Annotated in this window: 8 protein-coding genes; 4 read left to right on the top strand and 4 right to left on the bottom strand. The window is 44.7% G+C overall.

The genetic code is table 11. From position 1 onward, the window contains the following. Window position 1: 1 nt before the first annotated feature. Together RAC86_RS33015 and ytkD are read left to right on the top strand one after the other, a co-directional pair. On the top strand, window positions 2–376 hold the full coding sequence (locus RAC86_RS33015) for a phage holin family protein (protein ID WP_377886523.1): 375 nt from the start codon (window positions 2–4) through the stop codon (window positions 374–376). Between the two features lie 206 nt (window positions 377–582). After that, window positions 583–1,059, top strand: a complete 477-nt coding sequence (gene ytkD, locus RAC86_RS33010; RefSeq protein ID WP_003229087.1) for an RNA deprotection pyrophosphohydrolase — start codon at window positions 583–585, stop codon at window positions 1,057–1,059. 26 nt (window positions 1,060–1,085) lie between these two features. Here ytkD and RAC86_RS33005 read toward each other — a convergent pair whose 3' ends face one another. Genes RAC86_RS33005 through RAC86_RS32995 form a run of 3 tightly spaced genes read right to left on the bottom strand, consistent with a single transcriptional unit; the run spans window position 1,086 to window position 3,672 of the window. Continuing rightward, window positions 1,086–1,898 carry an ABC transporter permease gene (locus RAC86_RS33005; RefSeq protein WP_014477740.1) on the bottom strand — a complete coding sequence of 271 codons (813 nt, stop codon included), beginning with the start codon at window positions 1,896–1,898 and terminating at the stop codon, window positions 1,086–1,088. After that, window positions 1,873–2,655 carry an ABC transporter ATP-binding protein gene (locus RAC86_RS33000; protein ID WP_003229092.1) on the bottom strand — a complete coding sequence of 261 codons (783 nt, stop codon included), beginning with the start codon at window positions 2,653–2,655 and terminating at the stop codon, window positions 1,873–1,875. Before RAC86_RS33000 ends, RAC86_RS33005 begins: the two co-directional genes overlap by 26 nt. A gap of 12 nt (window positions 2,656–2,667) precedes the next feature. After that, on the bottom strand, window positions 2,668–3,672 hold the full coding sequence (locus RAC86_RS32995; protein ID WP_377886521.1) for an ABC transporter substrate-binding protein: 1,005 nt from the start codon (window positions 3,670–3,672) through the stop codon (window positions 2,668–2,670). A 150-nt stretch (window positions 3,673–3,822) separates the two neighbouring features. Here RAC86_RS32995 and RAC86_RS32990 point away from each other — a divergent pair, with 150 nt between their 5' ends. Both RAC86_RS32990 and RAC86_RS32985 read left to right on the top strand, forming a co-directional pair. Further along, window positions 3,823–4,596: an alpha/beta hydrolase family protein gene (locus RAC86_RS32990; protein WP_003246204.1), complete on the top strand. Its 774-nt coding sequence runs from the start codon at window positions 3,823–3,825 to the stop codon at window positions 4,594–4,596. Between the two features lie 51 nt (window positions 4,597–4,647). Further along, window positions 4,648–4,890 (top strand): DUF2584 domain-containing protein, encoded by a 243-nt coding sequence (locus RAC86_RS32985; RefSeq protein WP_004398611.1) that lies wholly within the window; start codon window positions 4,648–4,650, stop codon window positions 4,888–4,890. A 38-nt stretch (window positions 4,891–4,928) separates the two neighbouring features. Here RAC86_RS32985 and pckA read toward each other — a convergent pair whose 3' ends face one another. Then, window positions 4,929–6,512 (bottom strand): phosphoenolpyruvate carboxykinase (ATP), encoded by a 1,584-nt coding sequence (pckA, locus tag RAC86_RS32980; protein WP_014480627.1) that lies wholly within the window; start codon window positions 6,510–6,512, stop codon window positions 4,929–4,931. Window positions 6,513–6,787 lie beyond the last annotated feature (275 nt).

Genomic DNA, 6,787 nt, shown 5'->3' with positions numbered 1-6,787 from the left:
AATAGCAGTCAGCGTTTCAGCAGCGGGTTTTTTCTTTGGAGGTTTTCAGTATTCATTTCTGATTTTGCTCTCTCTTATGGCAATTGAATTTATCAGTACGACTTTGAAGGAAACGATTATTCACAAACTGTCGTTTAAGAAGATATTTGCCCGGCTTGTCAAAAAATTAGTCACGCTGGCTCTGATCTCTGTCTGCCACTTTTTTGATCAGCTGCTGAATACAGAGGGATCAATTCGTGACTTGGCTATTATGTTTTATATTCTTTATGAATCTGTGCAAATTGTTGTGACAGCCAGTTCTCTTGGCATACCGGTTCCTCAGATGCTTGTCGATCTTTTAGAAACGTTAAAAAATAAATTTAAGCGCAAACCGTAACTTTTCCCTGTTCGCGGGTCATAATAAAGCCCAGAGCGTCGGTCGCACTTTCCGGCAAAAGTATCGCAAAAAAACTGTACGAGCTAGTCTGCATGCAGAACCTGACGGCGTGCTGGGTCCCTTATTTTTTGATAAAAGGCTTCCGAAGAAACGTAACTGTGGTATGATGTATGGAAGATAGCTAGGAACGGATTTGAGGGATAAACATGTACGAGTTTAAAGATTATTATCAGAATACTGTTCAGCTTTCCTTTGACGATCAGCCTTTCTCGGACAGCCCGAAGCATGTCTGGGTGATTTGCCGTTTTGGCGGCAAATGGCTTTTAACAGAACATGAGGACAGAGGCTATGAGTTTCCAGGCGGGAAAGTAGAGCCGATGGAGTGCGCAGAAGAGGCTGCGCTCCGGGAAGTAAAGGAAGAGACGGGCGCGAGAGTCAAAAGCCTCAAGTATCTCGGACAGTATAAAGTTCTCGGAAAAGAAAAAGTGATTGTAAAAAATATATATTTTGCAGATATAGAAAAGCTTGAAAAGCAGGCTGATTACTTTGAAACGAAAGGCCCGGTTTTGTTTCACGAGCTTCCGGAGAACCTTTCCCGCAATAAAAAATTCAGCTTTATTATGAAGGATTCCGTACTTCCGATCAGCTTGAAAAAACTGAAAGAATCTGGATGGATTGAATAAAAAACCCGGCACATGTGCCGGGTTTTTTATGTCCTCCCCTTCGTCCATTTCTTTTCCAGCAGCTCGACGCCCTGATACATCAGAGTGGCGAAGATGGCGATGATCAGCAGGCTTAAGAAGACGAGTGTAAAATTGAAGACTTGGAATCCGTAAATAATCATATATCCTAATCCGACCTTCGAAACGAGGAATTCCCCTACAATGACGCCAACCCATGATAAACCGACGTTCACTTTTAGTGTTGAAATAATCGCGGGGGAAGATGCAGGCAGTATGACTTCTTTAAAAATAACCCACTTTTTTGCGCCGAATGTTTTCATGACTTTCGTATAGTTTTCGTCGACCTCTTGGAAGGCGGTGTAGACAACGATGGTTGTGATAATGACGCTGATGATGGCTCCCATCGCAATGATGCTGATAAAACTGGGACCGAGCGCGACAATCAGGATCGGGCCTAGGGCCACTTTCGGCATTGCATTCAAAATCACAAGATACGGATCTAAAATTCTGGCAAGTCGGTTAGACCACCATAACAAAGCGGCGAGGCACGTGCCCATAAACGTCCCAAGCAAAAAGCCAAGCACCGTTTCAAATAAAGTGACGCCGATGTGTGACAGTAAAGAACCGTCACCAAGTTTCTCCAGCAATAATCGCCACACAGCTGAGGGAGAGCTGAAGATCAGCGGATCGATCCAGCCCTGCCTGCTGGAGGTTTCCCAGCCCGAGAAAAAGAGAATAAATATGGCAAGCTGAAAGGAATGGACCTTCCACTTTTCCTTTTTCTGTTTGAATTGATACTGCTCGTGAAGCAGATCAATGGTTTCTTTGCTGTTTCTCAAGAGAATTCAGCTCCTTCCATATCGTTTGAAACAGTGTCTGGAAGGAAGGTTCCTGACGGGCGTCAAAAGGCAACATCGCGGCCAATTCCTTAGGAATGGTAAAAATCTGATGGATGGTGCCCGGCTGATTTGAAAATAAAAAGATCGTATCGCTCATCGCTATCGCTTCCCCTATATCATGAGTGACAAGCACTGCTGTTTTTTGATATTCCTTTAATGTGCGGAATACCAGGTTTTCCAAAGACAGCTTTGTCTGAAAATCAAGCGCGGAAAATGGCTCATCCAGCAAAAGCAGACTAGGGTTAGGCGCAAGTGTTCTTGCAAGCGCAGCCCGCTGGCGCATCCCGCCTGACAGCTCTTTCGGATATTTTTTCTCCACATCTATGAGGCCGAACTCCGGCAATAGACCGAGTGCAGCGGCTTTGCTTTCTTCTGTCAGCGTGTCGGCGATTTTTAAACCGAGAAGCACATTTTCCTCGATAGATTTCCAGGGAAATAAGTAATCCTGCTGAAGCATATAGCCAATATTATGTTCTTTTTGATTCGGCTCACGGCCTTCAATCAGAACTCTGCCTTCTGATGGCTCAATCAAACCGGCAATAATGGAAAGCAGTGTTGTTTTTCCGCAGCCGCTTGGGCCGAGAAATGAGATGAAATCGCCTTTTTCGGCATCGAAATGAATATCCCGCACAGCCGTTGTTTTTTCTTTAATAGAAAAATAAGTATGGGTTACATGGTCGACATGTAAGAAAGACATAGATGGCGCCTCCTATTTCTCCGAGGTGACTTTTTCAGCAATTTCTTTAATTACAAGCTGATTGTATGGAATGTGCTTCGGCAGTTCTCCCGATTGATCCATAATGGTTTGGAGAAGCTCCCATTCTTTTTCGTTAAGCAGAGGGTCTGGCGAATATGAATGCTGTTTTTTATAGCGTTCAATGGATGTTTCGATGACGTCTGGGTCGGTATCATCAAATTCATCTTTAATGGCATCTGTGATGTCCTTCGCAGAATGATTTTCAACCCACTGCTGCGCCTTATAAATGGCCTTTGTAAACTTGACGGCTGTGTCTTCATTTTTCTTCAAATAGCTTTGTTTCGCCATAAAAGTCGTATAAGGAACCTCTCCTGATTCTTCTCCGAATGAAGCCACGATATGGCCGATGCCTTTTTTCTCAAAGAGAGAAGCCTGCGGTTCAAAGAGCTGTACATACTCACCGGTTCCAGAAGCAAACGCATTGGCAATATTGGCGAAGTCTATGTTCTGGATGAGGTCTATATCCTTATGCGGGTCAATCTTATGTTTGTTCAGTACATACTCGCCGACCATTTGCGGCATGCCGCCTTTTCGCTGACCGAGAAACGTTTTTCCTTTCAGCTGATCCCAGTCGAAGTGTTCAACATCTTCTCTCGCGACAAGAAACGTTCCGTCTGTCTGAGTCAGCTGGGCGAAATTAATGACGGGATCTTTAGCCCCTTGCGCTTCGACATAAATAGATGTTTCTGACCCGACAAGCGCGATGTCGGAGCCGTTGGAAAGAAGCGATGTCATCGTTTTATCTCCGCCCCAGGTCGTATTCACATCGACATCAAGCCCTTCTTCCTTAAAAAAACCTTTAGACTCAGCAACATATAAAGGTGCGTAAAAAATTGAATGGGTCACTTCAGCTACTTTGACTTTGGTGAGCGTTTCTTCCTGCTTGCAAGCCGCCAGGGCGAACATCAGAAAGATACTGCCGACACAGGCGAAGCCCAGCCTTAACCATCTGTTCACATAGACAACCTCCTTATTTCGCATCAAGTTAATATCCTTTTTTGCTTTACATATCGTATGATGGGTATAAAAATGTGTGAATGCCTAACCAGGTTCTCCGGATGTAATTTTGGAGTAAGGAAAGCATATAGAAAAAAGGAGGCGGCTGTTTTGATTGTAGAGAAAAGAAGATTTCCGTCGCCAAGCCAGCATGTGCGTTTGTATACGATCTGCTATCTGTCAAATGGATTACGGGTTAAGGGGCTTCTGGCTGAGCCGGCGGAACCGGGACAATATGACGGATTTTTATATTTGCGCGGCGGGATTAAAAGCGTGGGCATGGTTCGGCCGGGCCGGATTATCCAGTTTGCATCCCAAGGGTTTGTGGTGTTTGCTCCTTTTTACAGAGGCAATCAAGGAGGAGAAGGCAATGAGGATTTTGCCGGAGAAGACAGGGAGGATGCATTTTCTGCTTTTCGCCTGCTTCAGCAGCACCCAAATGTCAAGAAGGATAGAATCCATATCTTCGGTTTTTCCCGCGGCGGAATTATGGGAATGCTCACTGCGATCGAAATGGGCGGGCAGGCAGCTTCATTTGTTTCCTGGGGAGGCGTCAGTGATATGATTCTTACATACGAGGAGCGGCAGGATTTGCGGCGAATGATGAAAAGAGTCATCGGCGGAACACCGAAAAAGGTGCCTGAGGAATATCAATGGAGGACACCGTTTGACCAAGTAAACAAAATTCAGGCTCCCGTGCTGTTAATCCATGGAGAAAAAGACCAAAATGTTTCGATTCAGCATTCCTATTTATTAGAAGAGAAGCTAAAACAACTGCATAAGCCGGTGGAAACATGGTACTACAGTACATTCACACATTATTTCCCGCCAAAAGAAAACCGGCGTATCGTGCGGCAGCTCACACAATGGATGAAAAACCGCTGACAGTGAAATATGTTATGATAAAGAAAAAAGAGAACGAAAGGGGATTTCACTTTGGGAATGCCTGTTGAATTTAATACACTGATTGTGACAAAAGGAAAAGAAGTTCGCATAGATGAAAATATATTCACGTTAGAGAAGGACGGATACCGAGTATATCCGATGGAGATTCCAATGGATGTACGCAAAACAAAGTTTGGCGAAAAGTCAGGCACAGCTGAAGTGCAGAAGCTTCAATGGGAAGAAGGCCGGACCATCATTACATACAAGCTGACTTCTTTGCATTCCGTCAATTAAAACAAGCCAAGAGCATAATTGCTCTTGGCTTTTGTTTTTTATACGAGAGGGCCGCCTGCCTGGGCGATGGCATCGGTATGTGCGAACTTTTTAAAGTTCTCTTTGAATTCATTTGCAAGGTAGACTGCTTTTTCTTTGTATTCTTCCTTGTTGGTCCACGTGTTTTCAGGCTGAAGAATATGATCAGGAACGCCAGGAACATGTGCCGGAATGTGCAGGCCGAAAATATCGTCTGTTATCATTTCAGCATCCTCTAATTTGCCTTCAATCGCTGCTTTGACCATTGCTCTAGTGTAAGAAAGCTTCATTCGTTCGCCTGTGCCGTAGCCGCCCCCGGTCCAGCCGGTATTGACTAAGAAAACGTCTGCGCCGTGTTCATCGATCTTTTTGCCGAGCATTTCAGCATAGACGTGAGCAGGAAGCGGCAGGAAAGGTGAGCCGAAGCATGTAGAGAACGTCGTTTCAGGAGACGTTACACCACGTTCGGTTCCGGCAAGCTTACTCGTGTAACCGCTCAAGAAATGGTACATGGCCTGCTCCTTCGTTAGTTTGCTGATCGGCGGCAGGACTCCGAAGGCATCAGCCGTCAAAAATACAATTGCTGACGGATGGCCGGCCATGCTTGGAGTCACGATGTTGTCAATCATATGAATCGGGTAAGCTGCCCGCGTGTTTTCAGTATAGAAGGAATCATCATAATTGGCTTCGCGTGTATCTTCGTCAACAACGACATTTTCGAGAACAGACCCGAAACGGATCGCGTTAAAGATTTGCGGTTCCTTTTCCTCGCTTAAATGAATGCACTTAGCGTAGCATCCGCCTTCAATATTAAAGACGCCTGTATCAGACCAGCCATGTTCATCGTCACCGATCAGCTTGCGGTCAGCATCTGCCGACAAGGTGGTCTTGCCTGTTCCTGACAGTCCGAAGAAAAGGGCGACATCGCCTTTTTCACCGACATTGGCGGAGCAGTGCATAGATAAAATATCTCTTTCAGGCAGCAGGAAATTCATAATGGAGAAAATGGACTTCTTCATTTCACCGGCATACTCAGTTCCGCCGATTAAGATCGTCCGCTTTTCGAAAGAGACAATAATAAACGTTTCGGAATGAGTGCCGTCTGTTTTTGGATCCGCTTTGAAATGCGGAGCAGAAAGAATGGTGAACGGCTGCTCAACTGTTTTCTTATCATTTCCTTCCGGACGGATAAACAGCTGCCGCGCAAATAAATTGTGCCATGCGAACTCATTTACGACAGTGATTGGCAGCCTGTATTTCTCGTCTGCTCCGGCAAATCCTTCGAAAACAAACAGTTCATCTCGCTCCTTTAAATAGCTGACAACTTTCGTGTACAGCCGCTCAAACGCTTCTTCTGAAATGGGCTGATTCACCGGGCCCCAATCGATCTTATTTTTCGTGCTTTCTTCCTCCACGATGAATTTATCTTTAGGTGAGCGTCCTGTGTAAGCGCCTGTTGTCGCGCGAACAGCACCTGTGGATGTTAAAATGCCTTCGTTTCGGGAGAGGACTTTTTCTGTTAGCTGTGCTGCAGATAAATTATGACGCACATTTGGACATGTTAATAAGGCTTGTAAATCAGCGGTCAAATCAACTGAGTTCATATGAAACCTTCCTTTATCGTTTTTTGTGTTTTGCTAATTGTGAATTAGTATAACATATATTTTCAAATAGTCTATACTATTTATTATTTTTTGTGTGTGCATTTCCATTGTTTTCCCTCAATATAGGTGCCTATTTCTTCTGAATCATATTGACATTGCAAACCCTTTTACGATAAGATATTTCATTGAGCGGATACTCTTATCCCGAGCTGGCGGAGGGACAGGCCCTATGAAGCCCAGCAACCGGTTTCTCTGTTATTTATTATGTTCAACTG

The sequence above is a fragment of the Bacillus sp. LR_5 genome, assembly GCF_042709275.1.
The sequence above is the reverse complement of the archived record's forward strand: the minus strand, read 5'-3'. Positions and strand labels throughout refer to the sequence as shown.